Genomic DNA, 16,507 nt, shown 5'->3' on the forward strand with positions numbered 1-16,507 from the left:
AGCTGCGGAAATTGCCAGACAGACACATAGCGTAATGCTGCCGCCGGAATTTCTCAATATTGTGGCATGAGCATAATTCCCTAGGGCACCAATGGTTTCCTCGAGCCGCCTGGTGCTTCCGCCGCGTCACGCGATCAGCCGTGAGGCAAAATCGGGCAGCAGGCCTGCATCGCCGGCAAGCCGGAAGTCAGCGCCCGCAATCCCCGACTGCGCCAGCCAGTCGTCGAATTCCGGTGCGCGGCGCAGTCCGAAGACGTCGCGGACGTAGAGCGCGTCGTGAAAAGACGTGGACTGATAGTTCAGCATGACGTCATCGGCACCGGGGACACCCATGATGAAGGTGACGCCGGCGGCCGCGAGCAGCGTCAGCAGATTGTCCATGTCGTCCTGGTCCGCCTCGGCGTGGTTGGTGTAGCAGATGTCGATCCCAAGCGGCAGGCCGAGCAGCTTGCCGCAAAAATGATCCTCCAGCCCGGCGCGGATGATTTCCTTGCCGTCGTAGAGATATTCCGGGCCGATGAAGCCGACCACGCTGTTTACCAGGAGGGGCGCGAAGGCACGGGCCACCGCATAGGCGCGCGCCTCGCAGGTCTGCTGGTCGACGCCATGATGGGCGTTGGCCGATAGCGCCGAGCCCTGCCCGGTCTCGAAATACATCACGTTCTGGCCGACCGTACCGCGCCTCTGCGACAACCCGGCCTCTTGCGCCTCCTTGAGAAGCGCGAGGTCGATGCCAAAACTGCGGTTGGCGGCCTCAGTGCCGGCGACCGACTGGAAGACGAGGTCGACCGGCACGCCCTGCCCGATCAGCGACAGCGTCGTGGTGACATGGGTCAGCACGCAGGCCTGGGTCGGGATCTTCAGCCGCGCGATGATCTCATCGAGCAGCCGCAGCAATTGGCCGATCACGGCCGGGTCGTCGCTCGCCGGATTGATGCCGATGCAGGCATCGCCGGCGCCGAGCAGGATGCCGTCGAGGATGGAGGCGGTGATGCCTCTGGCGTCGTCGAAGGGATGGTTGGGCTGGAGCCGGGTGCTCATCCGGCCCTTCAGGCCGATGGTGTTGCGGAAAGCGGTGGTGACCTCGCATTTCCGCGCCGCCAGGATCAGATCCTGGTTGCGCATCAGCTTCGACACCGCGGCCGCCATCTCCGGGGTGATGCCGCCTGCCACCTTGCGCAAGATTTCGGGCGTCGCGGCATCCGACAGCAGCCAGTCGCGAAAGGCACCGACCGTCAGCGAAGCCACCGGCGCGAAAGCCTTGGCGTCGTGACTGTCGATGACGAGGCGGGTGACCTCGTCGGTCTCATAGGGGATGACGGCTTCCTGCAAGAACTGCCCGAGCGGGACGTCGGCCAGCGCCATCCGCGCCGCGATCATCTGTTCGGCACTGGCGGCGGCGATCCCGGCCAGCCGGTCGCCGGAGCGCGGCGGCGTCGCCTTGGCGAGCAAGTCGCGCAAATCCGGGAACGTGTAGGTCGTGGCGTCGATGGTGTGGCGGTAGACCAATCGTCTCTCCGGGGTTCGTCGGCCAGAGGCCGACTCCAGGGCCGATCCCAAGACTATACCTTCAGATCAAGACGCTGAAATATCTTACCTTTCTTTCGACCAAGGGCGAAGGGGGGCCAAACCCGGCGTTAACGCCGCGTCCATCTTCATTCTGCATAGTTTTGCATCAATTTGTACGACTGCGCTCTCCGGGCCGCTTCCGGCCATTCGGGCCCCTGAAAACCATGACAATCGACCAATCTGGGAATGCCACCGGCCTCGCCGGCCGCTTCACGCTTGCCAACAAGCTTTACGCGATCTTCGCGCTGTTCGCGTTGCTCACGGCGGCGATCGCGATGCTGTCCGACTACAACAGCCGCCGCGGCGCCGACCTGACGAACGCGATCGAGACCGCGAACGCCGCCGCGCTGAACGTCGAGCGGGTCAACTCGCTGGTCTACGCGGTCGTGATGGAATCGCGCGGCGTCTACATGTCGACTGAACCGGCCGTGGTGAAGAAATACGGCGAGGGCCTGCTCAAGTTCAACGCCCAGATCCTCGACGTCGTGAAGCGCTGGGCGACCATCGTCAAGGCTGACGATGCCGAGCAGTTCGCCACGTTCAAGAAGCGCATCGAGCAGTTCGTCGAGTTTCGCAAAGAGCTGGTGCGCCGCGGCGTCGAGATCAATGCGGCCGCGGGCCGCGAATGGGGCGACAACGACGCCAACCGCGCCGTGCGCTCGGCGCTGAACAAGGATCTCGAGGCGCTGTCCAAGGTCTATGCCGAGCGCGCGAGACAAATCGGGCACGAGACCGAGACCAATCGCACCCTGTCCTTCGTCCTGACCTGCCTCGCCGGCGTGGCGCTCGCCCTCGTCGTGATCGGCATCGTCATCATCGCCCGCTCGATCGCACGCCCCCTCTCCGCCATTACCGCGACCATCAAGCAGGTCGCTGACGGCGCCGAGAACGTCGTAGTGCCCCACAGCCACCGCGCCGACGAGATCGGCGCACTGGCACGCGCGATCCAGATCTTCCAGGACGCGATGGGGCGTAACCGCAACCTCGCCTCACAGGTCTCGCAGGACTCCGCCGCGCGCGAGGAGCGCGCCCGCCACATCGAACAATCCGTCGACGCGTTTCGCGAGGCGATCGGCGCGATCATGCGCGGCCTCAGCGACAACGCCTCCGTCATGCGCGAGACGGCGCAGACCATCACCCGCGTCACCGCGGACGCGAGCAGCCGCGCCGGCACGGCGGCGAACGCCACCGAGCAGGCCTCGCACAACGTCACGGCGGTTGCAGGCGCGGCCGAGGAGCTGTCTGCGTCGGTGGTGGAGATCGGCCGGCAGGTGCGGCAATCCGCCAGCGCGGTCGAGCAGACCGGCCAGCGCACCGAAAAATCGATCGCCGAGATCGAGAGCCTGGCAGCCGCCACGCAACGCATCGACGGCGTGCTCAGCCTGATCCAGGCGATCGCCGAGCAGACCAATCTGCTCGCGCTCAATGCCACCATCGAAGCCGCGCGCGCCGGCGATGCCGGCCGCGGCTTTGCCGTCGTCGCACACGAAGTCAAGGCACTCGCAGGCCAGACCGCGAAGGCGACCGCCGACATCAGCGAGAACGTCTCGATGATCCAGTCCTCCACCCGCAACGCGGTCGACGCCGTCCGCGAGATCGGCGGTGCGGTGCGCGAGATCAACGATGTCACCTCGGCGATCGCCGGCGCCATCGGCCAGCAGGATGCCGCCACGCGCGAGATCTCGTCCAACGCGCAATCGGCTGCCCAAGGCAACGAGACCCTCGTCGCCAACATCAGCTCGCTCCGCGACGCCATCGGCGAGACCGACACTGCGGCCTCCTCGGTGCTGACGGCTGCGAGCAGCGTGACCGAGACGGCGGAGACGCTGTCGCGCGAGGTGGAGAAGTTCTTCCAGAACCTGCGCTCAGGCGCGGCGGACGGCCGTATCGCCAAGGCGGGGTAGCAGCACGTCCATCGCCAGCAGAGCCGGCGGTGGGTCGCTCCATCAAAAAACGCGAAAACAACCCCATGCACAGTAGCCGGGGACAGCGATATCAATGGCTTGGCTCCAGTCCAAAACTATTCGTATTTTACGAAATTATATTTGACTCGTCGGGCAAAACAGGGGCATGATGTCAATGCTGGAGCCTTCCGCGCTGGGCCGGCAGATCGTGAGAAGCCGAAGGCTGGCTGAGGCCGCCTCCCTGTGAACCAAAGCCGCGGAGCAGTCCGCGGCTTTTTGCTATCGCCACCACCTGGGTTTATCGGAAGCGATGCAGGAGACAGTGATCCTTGGAAGCGGCCCAAATGCTCAGGCTTTTCGGCGGGAAGCAGGCCGGAAAGATCACACCGAGTCGCTAGCGCGAGCTAAGCGGGGCGCCATACCGCGCTCTTGGAGCAGCGCGCGGAACTAAACCCGGCGTGGCTTGTTCATCCCCAACGTGGCTTGGCGCTCCCGATTCAATGCCGCCGTCAGCGCAACATCGTCCGCTCCAGATGCTCATGGCAACAATGCGTACCCGTCGGGATCGTAGCCCTAGCCGATCGGGCCTGGTCAGTTGTGGCCGCCCTCGCAAACCGGCCTGAAGCTCATGCATCGACTTCGACAGGTTGCGTCATGTCAGGACTAGACGACCTTCCCAAAGATGTGCCGTCCGAACTCACTGGACCCTCAACAAACTCGCCGTCTTTCCCGGCCTAGCGAGGAGCTGTGATCAGGCAGCCATTCAAAGCACGAACACCGGAAGAGCTGATTTCCCTATTGAGCGCCGTGGCGATGGCCATTCTCGCGTCGATCATTGTCATGGTGCTGTATTATGGTCGCGAGATCATCATTCCGATAGCGCTGGCTGTCTTGCTCAGCTTCGTGCTGGCGCCCCTGGTTCGACTGGTTCAGCGTCTGCGCATTCCACGCAGTTTGGCTGTGGTGAGCGTGGTCGTAATCGCCTTCGCGTTCATATTTGCGATGGGCAGCCTGCTAGCTACCCAACTCGCGCAGCTGGCCGGCGATTTGCCGCGATATCAGTCCACAATCAGCGAGAAGATCCAATCCTTCCGTGAGACCACCGCCGGTCGAGGCACGCTCGAGCGGGCTTCCAGCATGTTGAAAGACCTCAGCAAGGAGCTCGACAAGCCGAAGGAGGCCGCGAATTCGTTGGGGACCATAGCAGCTCCGAAAGCGGCCCAGCCGAAGCCCGTTCCTGTGGAAGTGCTCCAGCCCGATCCCGGCGCGCTGGAGAGCTTGCAAACGCTGATTTCACCATTGCTTCATCCGCTCGCAACGACCGGGATCATCGTCATATTCGTGATCTTCATTTTGCTTCAGCGCGAGGATCTTCGTAATCGTCTGATCAGGCTGGCCGGTTCGGATGACCTGCAGCGAACCACGGCTGCCCTTGATGACGCGGCGAGCCGCCTCAGCCGGCTTTTCCTTATCCAGCTTCTCGTGAACGGGGGCTTCGGCATCATCATCGGAATGGGTCTGTGGCTGATCGGCGTTCCAAGCGCGATCCTGTGGGGTATTCTGGCAGCAGTGCTGCGCTTCGTGCCTTACATTGGGGCGGTCATCGCCGCCGCCTTTCCTCTCGCTCTCGCGGTCGCGGTGGATCCAACCTGGACGATGCTGCTTTGGACGATTGCGCTGTTCGTGGTGGTGGAGCCCGTCGTCGGCCATGTGCTGGAGCCGATGGTCTATGGACACAGCACGGGACTGTCGCCGGTGGCCGTTGTCGCTTCTGCGACGTTCTGGACGGCGCTCTGGGGTCCGATCGGCCTCGTTCTGGCAACACCCCTTACAGTGTGTCTGGTCGTACTGGGCCGCCATGTCGAGCGCCTGGAGTTCCTGGACGTCATGTTTGGAGACCGACCAGCGCTCTCTCCGCCTGAGATATTCTATCAGCGGATGCTCGCCGGCGATCCGACAGAAGCATCGGCAAAAGCCGAGGAGTTCTTGAAGGAGCGATCTCTTGGCTCCTATTACGACGAAGTCGCCCTGCGAGGACTGCAACTGGCTCAAGCGGATGCCGAGCGCGGTGCTCTGGCTCCCGACCGGCTGACCAAGATCAGGGATGCAGTCCAAGAATTTGCCAATAACATTTCGGAGCAGGATGAACGTCCGTCGCCGAAGGTCAACCCGACTACAGATGTCGAAGCTACATCTGCCATAGAAGGCGTGGCTGAGGACGCGCCTTATGAGAGTCTGCGGGTTCTGCGCAAGGAGGACTTGCCTTCCGAATGGCAAGGCGATCATCCCGTGCTCTGCCTGGCTGGACGAAATCCGATCGACGAAGCCGCTGCGATCATGCTGGCTCAACTGACGAATGCGCATGGCTTGTCGGCACGAGTTGAAGCAGCGGGAGCGTTATCGACGGCGAATATCTTCCGGCTGGAGACCGCCGGGGTCGCCATTGCCTGTCTTGTCTATATGGACGCAAGTAGTCCTGCCCATATGCGTTACTCGGTGCGACGGCTTCGCCGTAAATTGCCGAACGCTACAATCATTCTGGGTTGCTGGATGAAGGACATCGACCCAGCGGCGCTGGAAACTCTGCGGGAAGGTGCCAAGGCGGATTTGGCTGCTGCAACTCTGGGCGGAGCGCTTAAACTCTGCATAGAGGCGACGGGTGTGGATGGCCTTGGCACAGGAGCCGAAGGCCAGACTTCGAAGATCACGGCCGCTTAGTAGTTTAGACGCGCAGACATGGCTGCTCCGGGCGCGCAGCAAACCATGATGTCATCATGAAGATGGCGCGGCGCCCGCGACCTTCGTTCGTACTGCGCGATTCAGCCAACCGGTCCGGCGGTCCAATCGCCGCCGGCAAGCGGCCGCACTTTTACGTCAGGAATGACCCCGCGCTCCAGGCTCGGATCGAAATGGCGCATGGTCCGCTCATTGAAGTCGATGATGCGGCCAGGCCTTAGCGGTCCCACATCATTTATCCTGACGATGACCTTCTTGCCGACAGCCTCGACGAGGGCGTATTTCGGCTTCGCGCCAAATTGGACCCCACCGAATTTCTTACGCAAGCTCGTCTTGATTGCAGCCGACCAGACTGAGGGATCATAGCGTTCGCCGGAGGCCGTCTTCGGGCCGCCCTCCTCTTTGCCAGGCTTGAACGGATTGTACATGGATGCCGCGCCAACGATCGCTTCCCCAGAAGCGGCATTGTCGGCAGCGCTTGAGTGAACCCCACCAGCTTCACATCGCGCAATCGGAACGGAAACGGCAAGCGCAACCACGGCGCCGCAAATTGCGGCGCTCGATCGGAACCCCATTATATCTCCTGTGATTTTCGATTGTTCGGTTCCGGTGCCGCAAATCATTTTGCGGATGGAGCCAACCCCTGGCTCCGGAACCGTTGTGGGAACCGTAGTGGTCCAGCACGGTGTTTTAGTTGTCGCCGTCTAAGACAGACATTGCGTCAACAGCATGACGACGAGCGACAGAGAAATAGTGCGACGACATGACTCTCACGGCGCCACCAATCAGGACAATCGGTGCGCTCGTCGGCCTGACCGTGGTTTCATACTCATCGACGTTGTCGATGCAGAAGCGATCATCGCAGCGACGCTGCGGCGGAGGCAGCCACCTAGCGTGAGATGGCTTGCTTGCGCGATGTCGCAGAGGGTGTTTGCGATGTCCTTGCGCAGCAAGGCCCGCTGCTGAACACGTTCCTGGAATGAGCCGGCGCACAGATCCGATCCGCTTGTCCACTCCGTCCGTGTCGGCGGATATGGGACAGAAATGCTGAGCTTGTCTTCTTTCACTTTCCCCGGCATCAGTCGCAACTGCTCACAGCATCTAACAACCCTTAACGAGCTATTGACCGGCTTCCGAGCCATGTTGCAGAGCCAGACGAAGGACTGCCTGCTCCGCAGGCTCCGATCGCCTGAGGTCAGGAGGCAGTCCGATGCCGATGCCATACAATTCCGAGAACCCAATCGACAGAAGCCGGCGCGCGCTTTTGAGTACCGCCGCGATTGGAATTGCAGCGGTGATTTCCACGAGCGTGTTTTCGCTGCGTGGCGCGGCGGCCGCCGGCGAAAGCACAATTCGCCCCTTCCACATTGCCGTGCCGGAGGAGGACCTTATCGAGCTTCGGCGGCGGGTGTTGGCGACGCGATGGCCCGATCGCGAGACTGTTTCCGATCAGTCCCAAGGTATCCCGCTGGCGAAGCTCCAGTCCCTCGTCAACTATTGGGGAACGTCCTACGACTGGCGACAGATCGAAGCGAGGATGAATCGACTTCCGCAGTTCGTCACCAACATCGACGGCATCGATATCCACTTCATTCATGTCCGCTCCAAACATCCCAACGCCCTCCCTGTCGTCATAACCCATGGCTGGCCGGGATCGGTCTTCGAGCAGCTCAAGCTGATCGATCCACTCACCGATCCAACCGCCCATGCGGGCCGCCCCGAAGACGCGTTCGACGTCGTGATCCCCTCGATGCCCGGCTATGGATTCTCCGGCAAGCCGGTCGATATCGGTTGGGGTCCTGACCGCACGGCGCGCATCTGGGCGGAATTGATGAAGCGATTGGGCTACACCGACTATGTCGCGCAGGGCGGCGACTGGGGCTCGCCGGTCTCGAGTGCGATGGCACGGCTGGCGCCGGCAGGACTGCTCGGCATCCATATTAACTTGCCGGCGATCGTCCCGCCCGAGATTGCGGCGATCCTCGCGGCCGGCGGGCCCGCCCCGGCAGACCTTTCCGCCAAAGAGCGCGCAGCGTTCGATGCATTCAGTGCGGCCGGCAAGATGGGCAACCGGTCCTACGCGCTGATGATGGGAACGAGACCGCAAACGATCGGCTACGGCTTGACGGATTCTCCCGCCGGCCTGGCGGCCTGGATGCTCGGGCATCCCGGCTTCTCGCATTGGAAATTTGACGGCACCGACTCCGAAAAGTCCCGCGACGAGGTGCTCGACGACATCACACTGTACTGGCTGACGAACAGCGCCACCTCCTCGGCGCGACTTTACTGGGAATATAGCGGGCGCAGCCCCGCCCTTGCGGGTCCCGAGAAGACTGCGGAGATCTCGCTGCCGGTTGCCATCACGGTCTTCCCCGGCGAGAGCTATCAAGCCCCGGAGACATGGGCCCGGCGCGCCTATCGCAACCTGACCTACTTCCACGAGGTCGACAAAGGCGGTCATTTTGCTGCTTGGGAGCAGCCGGCGCTTTTCTCCGCCGAGCTGCGCGCCGCATTCAGGCCGCTTCGCCCCGCACATCTGGTCCAGTGATGGTGGTCAAGAGCGCCGCGGGCAAGGTGTTGATCTAACTGCCGAGGGCGTTGCTTAGCCCATCGCCCCGCCTCGCTTGATCAGCTCCTTCCCCACCGCGGCCAGATGCACCTGATCCGGCCCGTCGCCGATGCGGATGAAGCGGGCGTAAACGTAAGCACGCGCCAGGAACGTGTCCTGCGAGACGCCGGCGGCGCCGTGGATCTGGATGGCGCGGTCGATAACGCGGGCGGCCATGCTGGGCACGACGATCTTGGCGGCGGCAATCAGGTCGCGCGCCATCTTGTTGCCTTCGCGATCCATCCTGTCGGCGGCTTGCAGCGTCAGCAAGCGCGCCTGCGCGATCTCGCAGAATGAGTGTGCGATGTCCTCGCGCACCGAGCCCTGGTCTGCGAGCGGCTTGCCGAAGGCCGTGCGGGAGACCGCGCGCTGACACATCAATTCGAGCGCGCGCTGGGCGCAGCCGATCAGCCGCATGCAATGATGGATACGGCCGGGGCCGAGCCTGCCTTGCGCGATCTCGAAGCCGCGGCCCTCGCCGAGCAGGATGTTCTCCGCGGGCACGCGAACGTTCTCGTAGACGATCTCGGGATGGCCGACCGGCGCGTCGTCATAGCCGTAGGTCAGCATGTCGCGGACGATGCGCACGCCGGGAGTCGCTCTCGGCACCAGGATCATGGATTGCTGGCGGTGGCGATCGGGATCGTCGGGCGCGGTCTTGCCCATCACGATCAGGATCTCGCAATCCTCGTTCATCGCGCCGGAGGTGAACCATTTGCGGCCGTTGATGACGTAGTCGCCGCCGTCGCGCCTGATCTCGCACTGGATGTTGGTGGCATCGCTGGAGGCCACCTGCGGCTCCGTCATCGAGAAGCCGGAGCGAATGCGCCCCTCCAGAAGCGGCTTCAGCCAGCGCTCCTGCTGTGCCGGCGTGCCGTAATTTGCCAGCACCTCCATGTTGCCGACATCGGGCGCCGAGCAATTGAACACCTCGGGCGCCCAGAGGATGCGGCCCATGATCTCCTTCACCGGCGCATATTCGAGATTGCTGAGGCCCGGACCGTGCTCGCCGGAGAGGAACAGATTCCAAAGCCCCTGCTCGCGCGCCAGCCGTTTCAGGTCCTGAAGGATCTGCGGCGTCTTGTAGCGTGTCGCCTCCGGCTTGACCTGCTCGTAATAGAGCGCCTCGACCGGCTCGACATGCGTCCGCATGAACCGGCGGACGCGCTCCTGCAGCTCGAGCGAACGCTCGGAGTGGTGAAAGTCCATGGTGTCCTCCTTTTCCTTCTCCCCTTGCGGGAGAAGGTGGCGCGAAGCGCCGGATGACGGGTCTCTCTCCGCGAACGCAATAAACAGCTTCGCGCGCGGAGAGAGACCCCTCACCCGGCTCGCCGCTTCGCGGCGATCCACCCTCTCCCACAAGGGGAGAGGGTGCACCGTTTGTGCGGTCGCGCCCGCAGTCCCTCACGTGCCGCGCAGCAGCTCGCTCGCGACGATCCAGTCGTTGCCGTCGAACTGGAGCATATAGCCGTCCTTGATTGGGCGGAAATCCTGCGGCGTGGTGTTGAGCGTGATGCCGGGCATCAGCAGCGACAGCGGCACGTTCTTCAAATTGGCCGCCTGCGCCATGATGTTCTCGCGCGTCAGATTATCCTTGCACTGCTTCAGCAAGACCACCAGTGCCTCGGCGACGGTGTAGCCGTAGAGACCCGCGACGTTGTTGACGTCGGCATTGGGCAGGCGCTTCTTCATGAAGTCGATATAGGCCGTCATCGCCGGATCGTTCTTCGGCGCCTCGACGAACGGCTTGAGCGAGCCGAGCGAGAGCACGCCCTTGCCGGCATCGAGGCCGGCGGGGACCATCACGGTGGCCTTGTTGGCGCAGCCCGAGGCGAGGAAGCGCGTCGCCTGCCAGCCGACTTCATGCGCTTTCCGGATCGCCTGGGCGCAGGCGCGCGGCGTCACCGAATAGATCATGAATACGTCGGCCTTGGTGTTGGCGAGCGTCAGCACCTGGGAATCGACGGTGGGGTCGGCCACCTCGAAGCTCGACGCCATCGCGATCGCCTTGTCGGCGTCGGCACCAAGCGCTTCCTTGACGCCGCGCAGATATTCCTTGCCGGCGTCGTCGTTCTGATAGAGCACCGCGAAGCGCGCGTTCGGGTTCTTGGCGCGGGCATAGGCGACGTCGATGGCGGCCTCGCTGGTGTAGTTCGGTGCCCACGGCAGCGCCATCGACCACGGCATGTTGGCGGGGTCGTTCCACTTCGAGGCCGAGCTGATCAGAAACAGCTGCGGCACCTTGTTGCTGTTGAGATATTTCGCGATCGCCGAGCTCGGCGCGGTGCCCATGGTCGCGAAGATGAAGGCGACGCCGTCGCCCTCGACCAAACGCCGCGCCGCTTCCATGGTCTTCGGCGGCGAGAAGGCGTCGTCGAGCGACAGGAGATTGAGCTTGCGGCCGTTGATCCCGCCCTTCTCGTTGACCTCGTCGAAATAGGCCGAGATCACCCTGCCAGTGATGCCGAGCGGCGATGCGGGGCCGCTATAGGGCATGGTGTTGCCGATCTTGATCTCGGTGTCGCTGACACCGGGACCGTAGGATTTTTGCGCGGAGACAGGCGTGGACAGGCAGGCAGCCAGCGCTGCAGCCAGGGCCAAAGCGGCTTTCATGGTTTCTCCCCGGTGATGATCGCCGCGCGAGTCGGAAAGCGCGACGTGCTGCTTTTTGCCAGCACGTCAGATCAGCGGAGTTCCGCTAGAGGGTCTTGCGTCGAGTTGCTGATCAGTGCCGCCGCTTCAGGCTGAAGCCCAGGCTGACCCAGCCCGCGCCCGCCATGATCAGGTCGATGCCGAGAAACAGGCCGAGGATGTAGACGCTGTTTACCGGCCAACGTGCCAGGATCAACAGCCCGAGCAGCAGCGTGACGACGGCCGACAGCGCCACCCAGACCCACGGGCTTTCGCGCTTCATGCTGAAGGCGAGAAACAGCCTGACCGCGCCGGAGGCGAGCAGCGAGGCGCCAAGGAACAGGGTCAGCAGCGCCGCAGCAAACAGCGGGTTCGCGAAGGTCAGGAAGCCCGCGACGATGTAGAGCACGCCGAGCAAGGCCCAGATCACGAACTTGCCCCAGCTCTTCATCTGGAACGCACCGATGATTTCGGCCGCGCCTGCGACGATCATCATGGCGCCAACCACGATCACGCTCGCCACCGTCGCCATCACCATGCTGCCGAGCGCGACGAATCCGGCAATGAGATAGACCACGCCGAGAGCGACGATCCATCCCCATTTGCCATGCAAGGCCGCGATGCCGGAGCCCAGGCTGGAAGGATGGGAGATATCCGAGGCATTTGTCATGAGGGGCCACTCCTGCATGGGAAGCCAGCGAGCACAGGCCAGAATAGCGCGCGCCGCACCGGAGACAGCCAGCACAGCAGCCCTCGCGGGCAGCAACATTGACGCAAATCAACATCGGAAGCGGCGCCTCAGCCGCGCCTCCGCTCCATCTCCAGCTCGGCCTTGAGGTTGTCGAGATCGCGATAAATTGAAGCAATCGCAAGGACTCGGCCGCCCTTGCGATACTTCAGCAGGCAGTCCTTGCCGGAAATGCTGCCGTCGATCGCGATGTCGTCGAAGCTCTCGGCGTGGCCGACATAGTTGATCGGCACGTCATAGTGCTGCGACCAGAAGAACGGCACGGCCTCGAAGCGCTCGCGCTTGCCGAGCATGTTGCGCGCCGCGGTCTGGCCTTGCCGCTCCGCCACGACCCAGTGCTCGACGCGGATGGTTTGCCGCGAATGCGGATCGGGCCAGCGCGCGATGTCACCGGCCGCAAAGATACCGGCTATGCTGGTCTCCAGATATTCGCTGACGCTGACGCCCCGGTCGGCCGCAAGCCCCGCCTGCTCGGCGAGCGCAAGGCGCGGCTTGACGCCGATGCCGACCACGACCAGTTCGGCCTCGATCACGCCGCCGCTCTTCAACGTGGCGCGCGTGCCGTCCAGCTTTTCCACCGTGTCCTCGAGATGGAAGTTGACGCCATTCTCCTCATGCAGCGCGCGCACGAAGTCGCCCATCTCGGGACCGAGCACCTTCTGCATCGGTCGTTCGTCCGGCGCGACCACGTGCACCTCGATCTTGCGTGCCCGCAAGGAGGCCGCAACTTCGAGGCCGATGAAGCTGGCGCCGATCACCAGCGCACGCTTGGCGCTGCCGGCCGCCTTGATGATGGCGCGGCTGTCGGCGACGGAGCGCAGGGTGTGGACATGAGGCTGGTCGGCACCCGGAATCTGCAATCTGACCGGCTCGGCGCCGGTCGCGAGCAGCAGCCGGTCGAACGGCAGCCTGTCGCCGTTGCCCAGCGTCACGCTGCGCGTCTTCGCCTCGATCGCGGCGACATTCGTGTTGAGCCTGAGATCGATACTGGCGTCCCGATAATAGTCCTCGCCCCGCAGCGGCAGCCAATCCTCCGGCGCGTTGCCGGCGAGGTAATCCTTGGACAGATTGGGCCGGTCCACCGGCATCGCGCTGTCATTGCTGAGCATCGTGATGGCGCCGGCAAAGCCCTCGCGACGGAGCGTCTGCGCCGCCGCGAAACCCGCCGCGCCGCCGCCGATGATGACAAATTTTTCCGGCGTTGGCGCTGTCCGGTGGGGCACCGAAGGCTTCGGCACCTCGCGCTTGCGCTGAACCACGATCTTGTCCTGATCGCGCGAGACCTCCCACACCGCCAACGCATTCAGCGCCGGCGGACGGGTCGCCTCGCCTGACCGCAAGGAGAAGCAGGCGTGATGCCAGGGACAGCGGATGGTGTCGCCAACCACGAGTCCTTCGGCGAGCGGACCGTGATAGTGGCTGCAGGCCGGCTCGATCGCAAAGATCTCGCTGCCGGCCTGCACCAGCAGGACGTCTTCCTCGCCGACATGGCCGAGCAATTTGCCATCCTTGAACGCGGCGAGCGTCACGCCTCGGCTCAGGTCGGGGCCGCTTGGCTTCTTGTCCTCGGTCATGGCATTGCCTCCTTGAGCCGTCGCGGATCAATCGTCCGAATTGGCCAGCCCCAGCAGCTCCTGGCGGGTCAACGCATTATCGCGGAACACGCCGAGCATGCGGCTGGTGACGAGATCGGTCCCGGGCTTGTGCGCGCCGCGCGTGGTCATGCAGTGATGCGTTGCCTTGATGATGACCCCGACACCTTCGGGCTTCAGCACATCGTTGATCGTGTTGGCGATCTGCGCCGTCATCTTCTCCTGGATCTGAAGGCGCTTGGCGTAGATGTCGACGAGACGCGCGAGCTTGGAGATGCCGACGACGCGCCCTTGCGGAATATAAGCGACCCAGGCGCGGCCGACGATCGGTGCCATGTGGTGCTCGCAATGGCTTTCGAAGCGAACGCCGCGCAGGACGATCATCTCGTCATAGCCTTCGATCTCCTCAAACGTCTTTTGCAGGATTTCGGTGGGGTCCTGCGCATAGCCGGAGAAATACTCCTCGAAGGCGCGGGCGACCCGGTCCGGCGTTTCGCGCAGACCGTCGCGCGCGGGATCGTCGCCGGCCCAGCGGATCATGGTCCGGATCGCCTGCTCGACCTCCGCCCTCTCGGGCCGTTCGGTCGGCGCTTGCGCGACGGCGACACGCTCCAGCCTGCGCGTTTGTGTCTTCATCGAAAACCTCCCCTGCACCGAACCGCGTACAGAAAGCGGCCCCACAGCTTGGACGGCTGCGATTGGAAAAGGTTCCCGGGATCAGGAAAAATTGGAATCCGCGAGAGCGGCAAGACTGAGGGACGAGAAACCCGGCTCTATGAGGCCGCTTTCCGCACATCGAGCACGGCCCGCGCCCATTCGGCCGGCCGCTCCTGCGGCAAATTGTGGCCGGCCCCTGTAAAGACGCGCCGCTCGAAAAAGCCCTCGAATTTGCGTGCATGGTGCGCGGTGCCGGAATTGACACCGTCGCTGTCGCCGTCGATCGCGATGGTCGGCACCCGAACCGGCGGCTGGGCGGCGAGCTTCGCCTCGATCGCGGCATAGGCGGGATCGCCCGCGACCAGCGCGTAACGATGTCGATAGGAGTGGATCACGACATCGACGAAATCAGGATTGTCGAACGAGATTGCGCTGGTCTCGAACGTCGCGTCGTCGAACGCCCATTTCGGCGACCACATCGACCAGAGCTGGCGCGCAAAACCGCGCCGGTTGCGCTCCAGCGCGCGGCGGCCGCGCTCATTGTGGAAGAGATATTGATACCAGAGCGCCGCCTCCTCCGTTGGCGAAGCCGGCTCCATCGAACGCGCGATGTTCTGGATGTTGTAGGAATTGCCCGAGACGAGGGCGATCACGCGCTCCGGATGCAGCACCGAGACCACGCAGGCCGCGCGCCCGCCCCAGTCGTAACCGCCGACGACCGCGCGCGAGATTCCAAGCGCATCCATGAAGGCCAGCAGATCGGCGCCCAGCGCCGCCTGCTCGCCGGAGCGCAATGTCGCAGCGGAGCGGAATCGCGTCGGCCCGTAGCCGCGGAGCCAGGGCACCAGCACCCGCGCGCCCGCTTGCGCAATGATCGGCGCGGTCTCGGCATAGGCGTTGACGTCGTAGGGAAAGCCGTGACCCATGATGCAGGGCCAGCCGTCCGGCGCGCCGTATTCGCGATAGGCGATGTCGAGGATATCGGTGGTAATTGTTTTTTGTTGCATTACAAGGCGAAGCTATTTTTGCGGCCCGGACAACGTGATGTCGCGCTCGGCGCGGAACACGTTGCTGTAGAGGTTGGCGATCCACTGGCGGCCGATCTCGGTCTTATTGAGGTAGCCGATCTCGGTCTGGATGTGCGGCGCGACGCTATTCCAATAGAACTGCGGATAGCGGTTCACGATGTCGGCCGGCGAATCGTAGCCGAGCTGGCGGTTCATGCCGACCTCTTCGAATTCGTAGTAGAGCGCGTTGGCCTTGCGCAGATAATTGGGGTCGCCGAGCTGGCCGATGAAATCGGCGGCGCGCAGGATCGAGGCGTCGTCGTCATAGTCCTGGCCTTCCCGGGCCGGAAACCGCGTGCCCTCGATGGCGCGGGCGATGCGTTCCGGATCAAGCCCTGGAATGTGCTGCAGCCGGCGCATGACGTACAGCTTGGATCGGTCGACATGATACATCATCAGGCTGGCATCTGATGAGCCGCGGGGCAGGGAGACCTTGGTGCCTGCCGCATCGACCAAAAAACCGTCCTCGTCATCTTCTTCGAACAAGCCGCGGACATAGCCGATGTCATGGGCAAGACACGCGATCAGGACGTGGACGTAATCCTCGGCCGAGAGATGAATATGAAGATACCGGCCGCTCAGGATGGAATGGCCCGCGAGCGTGACCAGCATCGTATGTTCGACATTATGATAGAGAGCGTCGCTGTTTCCGATGCATTCCATCGCCGTGCGGGTTGCGCTCTCGACGATGTTTGCCGGAGAATCGCCGTACCTGCGGCGCATGAACGAACCCAGCGTCTTCTCCAGGGATTCCGCCGCCAGTCTCGGTAACGTCATCATGGATGCAGCCCCGTCTGTCGGTGGTGTCCCACATCAACTCCCGACGTCTCATTCTCGTCCTCGACGCAGGCGCCAGCATAGCCCATCTTGGCCGACTGGCAAAACCCGGGGGCGTAAACACGCAAATATGTTTGCGGTTGTTGCCCCGCGATATCGCAGTTGCGGTGCCGGTTCGATACACCCAGGCTAGGGCGTCGCGGGCACGGCAGGACTCG

12 protein-coding genes are annotated in these 16,507 nt (G+C 63.4%); 3 read left to right on the forward strand and 9 right to left on the reverse strand.

The annotated features are described in order from the left end of the window. Positions 1-126: 126 nt before the first annotated feature. The gene (locus tag ABIC03_RS06045) at positions 127-1,509 is read right to left on the reverse strand and encodes an ethanolamine ammonia-lyase subunit EutB (RefSeq protein WP_354056339.1); all 1,383 of its coding nucleotides are present in this window, start codon (positions 1,507-1,509) and stop codon (positions 127-129) included. 224 nt (positions 1,510-1,733) lie between these two features. Here ABIC03_RS06045 and ABIC03_RS06050 point away from each other — a divergent pair, with 224 nt between their 5' ends. Together ABIC03_RS06050 and ABIC03_RS06055 are read left to right on the forward strand one after the other, a co-directional pair. After that, the gene (locus ABIC03_RS06050) at positions 1,734-3,473 is read left to right on the forward strand and encodes a methyl-accepting chemotaxis protein (protein ID WP_354056341.1); all 1,740 of its coding nucleotides are present in this window, start codon (positions 1,734-1,736) and stop codon (positions 3,471-3,473) included. A 747-nt stretch (positions 3,474-4,220) separates the two neighbouring features. After that, positions 4,221-6,191, forward strand: a complete 1,971-nt coding sequence (locus tag ABIC03_RS06055) for an AI-2E family transporter (protein ID WP_473304220.1) — start codon at positions 4,221-4,223, stop codon at positions 6,189-6,191. Between the two features lie 101 nt (positions 6,192-6,292). Here ABIC03_RS06055 and ABIC03_RS06060 read toward each other — a convergent pair whose 3' ends face one another. Beyond that, entirely contained in the window at positions 6,293-6,784 is a 492-nt protein-coding gene (locus tag ABIC03_RS06060) for a septal ring lytic transglycosylase RlpA family protein (RefSeq protein WP_354057513.1), read from the reverse strand. A 635-nt stretch (positions 6,785-7,419) separates the two neighbouring features. Between ABIC03_RS06060 and ABIC03_RS06065 the strand changes: the two genes are divergently transcribed. Further along, on the forward strand, positions 7,420-8,757 hold the full coding sequence (locus ABIC03_RS06065; protein WP_354056343.1) for an epoxide hydrolase family protein: 1,338 nt from the start codon (positions 7,420-7,422) through the stop codon (positions 8,755-8,757). A gap of 54 nt (positions 8,758-8,811) precedes the next feature. Here the strand turns inward: ABIC03_RS06065 and ABIC03_RS06070 are convergent, their stop codons facing one another. The 7 genes from ABIC03_RS06070 to ABIC03_RS06100 form a co-directional block, all read right to left on the reverse strand. Beyond that, on the reverse strand, positions 8,812-10,026 hold the full coding sequence (locus tag ABIC03_RS06070; protein WP_354056345.1) for an acyl-CoA dehydrogenase family protein: 1,215 nt from the start codon (positions 10,024-10,026) through the stop codon (positions 8,812-8,814). Between the two features lie 195 nt (positions 10,027-10,221). Continuing rightward, a complete protein-coding gene (locus ABIC03_RS06075) occupies positions 10,222-11,430 on the reverse strand; it encodes an ABC transporter substrate-binding protein (RefSeq protein WP_354056347.1) in 1,209 nt (402 codons plus the stop codon). A gap of 112 nt (positions 11,431-11,542) precedes the next feature. Further along, on the reverse strand, positions 11,543-12,118 hold the full coding sequence (locus ABIC03_RS06080; protein WP_354056349.1) for an HdeD family acid-resistance protein: 576 nt from the start codon (positions 12,116-12,118) through the stop codon (positions 11,543-11,545). A 128-nt stretch (positions 12,119-12,246) separates the two neighbouring features. Further along, positions 12,247-13,770 carry an FAD-dependent oxidoreductase gene (locus ABIC03_RS06085; protein ID WP_354056351.1) on the reverse strand — a complete coding sequence of 508 codons (1,524 nt, stop codon included), beginning with the start codon at positions 13,768-13,770 and terminating at the stop codon, positions 12,247-12,249. A gap of 27 nt (positions 13,771-13,797) precedes the next feature. Continuing rightward, positions 13,798-14,424, reverse strand: coding sequence for a GTP cyclohydrolase I FolE (gene folE / locus ABIC03_RS06090; RefSeq protein WP_275170588.1), 627 nt, complete (start codon positions 14,422-14,424; stop codon positions 13,798-13,800). A 137-nt stretch (positions 14,425-14,561) separates the two neighbouring features. After that, on the reverse strand, positions 14,562-15,452 hold the full coding sequence (locus tag ABIC03_RS06095; RefSeq protein WP_354056353.1) for an alpha/beta fold hydrolase: 891 nt from the start codon (positions 15,450-15,452) through the stop codon (positions 14,562-14,564). 12 nt (positions 15,453-15,464) lie between these two features. Next, positions 15,465-16,292 carry a metal-dependent phosphohydrolase gene (locus ABIC03_RS06100; protein WP_275170586.1) on the reverse strand — a complete coding sequence of 276 codons (828 nt, stop codon included), beginning with the start codon at positions 16,290-16,292 and terminating at the stop codon, positions 15,465-15,467. Between the last annotated feature and the right edge of the window lie 215 nt (positions 16,293-16,507).

This window comes from Bradyrhizobium sp. RT6a (assembly GCF_040547675.1).
Classification (GTDB): Bacteria; Pseudomonadota; Alphaproteobacteria; order Rhizobiales; family Xanthobacteraceae; genus Bradyrhizobium.

Bases quoted from the DNA above. Each gene is read 5' to 3' on its own strand.
- ABIC03_RS06065 (WP_354056343.1), top strand. From the start codon at position 7,420: ATGCCGATGCCATACAATTCCGAGAACCCAATCGACAGAAGCCGGCGC.
- ABIC03_RS06070 (WP_354056345.1), bottom strand. From the start codon at position 10,026: ATGGACTTTCACCACTCCGAGCGTTCGCTCGAGCTGCAGGAGCGCGTC.
- ABIC03_RS06060 (WP_354057513.1), bottom strand. From the start codon at position 6,784: ATGGGGTTCCGATCGAGCGCCGCAATTTGCGGCGCCGTGGTTGCGCTT.
- ABIC03_RS06100 (WP_275170586.1), bottom strand. From the start codon at position 16,292: ATGATGACGTTACCGAGACTGGCGGCGGAATCCCTGGAGAAGACGCTG.
- ABIC03_RS06085 (WP_354056351.1), bottom strand. From the start codon at position 13,770: ATGACCGAGGACAAGAAGCCAAGCGGCCCCGACCTGAGCCGAGGCGTG.
- ABIC03_RS06080 (WP_354056349.1), bottom strand. From the start codon at position 12,118: ATGACAAATGCCTCGGATATCTCCCATCCTTCCAGCCTGGGCTCCGGC.
- ABIC03_RS06095 (WP_354056353.1), bottom strand. From the start codon at position 15,452: ATGCAACAAAAAACAATTACCACCGATATCCTCGACATCGCCTATCGC.
- ABIC03_RS06075 (WP_354056347.1), bottom strand. From the start codon at position 11,430: ATGAAAGCCGCTTTGGCCCTGGCTGCAGCGCTGGCTGCCTGCCTGTCC.
- ABIC03_RS06050 (WP_354056341.1), top strand. From the start codon at position 1,734: ATGACAATCGACCAATCTGGGAATGCCACCGGCCTCGCCGGCCGCTTC.
- folE (WP_275170588.1), bottom strand. From the start codon at position 14,424: ATGAAGACACAAACGCGCAGGCTGGAGCGTGTCGCCGTCGCGCAAGCG.